This window comes from Acrocarpospora macrocephala (genome assembly GCF_009687865.1).
Classification (GTDB): domain Bacteria; phylum Actinomycetota; class Actinomycetes; order Streptosporangiales; family Streptosporangiaceae; genus Acrocarpospora; species Acrocarpospora macrocephala.
In genome coordinates, this window is the sequence record NZ_BLAE01000107.1 from 26,407 (window position 1) to 27,432 (window position 1,026).

The following is a 1,026-nucleotide window of genomic DNA, read 5'->3' on the forward strand; positions in this document are numbered from 1 at the left end:
GTGAGTGCCGCCTGCGCCGTGGGTGCCGCCTGCGCGGTTGGTGCCGTGCAGCGCGGGCAAGAGAGGCGCGAGGAGCGTGCTTCCCAGAATGGTGCGCTGGCGGCGGGCCGAGGCGGCGATCACCTCCCTGATGCGGGCGGGGCGGTTCCGTCCGGCCAGGGCGCTCAGGTCGGCGGCCAGCTTGCGGGCCGCCTCGGCCATGGGCGCGTAGTCGCCGAGGGGGTGCAGGCTGATCCGGTGATCCCGGACTACCAGGCCGACCAGTTGGCCGCCCACGTTCAGCAGGCTGAGCATGGCCAGGTCGGCGGCGGCCAGCTCGTCCGTCACCGCGCGCGCTGAGGAGAGCGCGTTGCCCTCCCGCTCCCCCGGCGACTGCCAGACCTTCTCGCGCAGCAATCGCTCCAATTCCAGGCAGCGTTCACGCAGCCGCGGCTCCTGCCTGGCCTGTGCCGGGTTGGTCCTGATCCACTGGCTGAGCTGGCGCAGTTCGGCGAGTGCCTCGGTGCTGGCCTCGTCGTGCGGCGGGCGGACGGGGCGATGCCGGAACGCCTGGGCGCGGCAACGTTCCGACCAGTCGAACACCATCCTCGGCGAGCCGCGTTCGAGCGCGGCGGACAATCCGGCGCGAGCGAGGTCGAGGCCGAGCCCGGCCGCTCCGGTCCGCATGTCCAGGCTGCCCATGCGGGCACGGCGCGAGTCCACCAGTGACAGTCCCGCGCGCAATTCGGCCATGACCTGCCCACTCCGGCCATCGGCCCGAGCCAGCTCGGCCGCGGTCAGATGCCGCATCAGCCGGACTTCGAGCGAGGCCTTCCTGTTGTGACGCGACCAAACCGCTCGCTGGGATTCCGCCGTACGACCCACGGCCAGCAGCGCGCGAATCGCGAGCATGCGCGCGAACTCCGCCTCGTCGAAGAGACCGAGATCCCCAAATTGATCGGCCAATCGAGCGGCCCTGGCGGCAAGCCCCGCCAACACCGGCCGCTGTTGAGAGGACGCGCTTGAAGGTTCGGTGGATCTCCCACC

Annotated in this window: 1 pseudogene; it reads right to left on the reverse strand. The window is 71.5% G+C overall.

From position 1 onward, the window contains the following. Positions 1-945, reverse strand: a pseudogene (locus tag Amac_RS54280) (hypothetical protein); the annotation flags it as partial. Positions 946-1,026 lie beyond the last annotated feature (81 nt).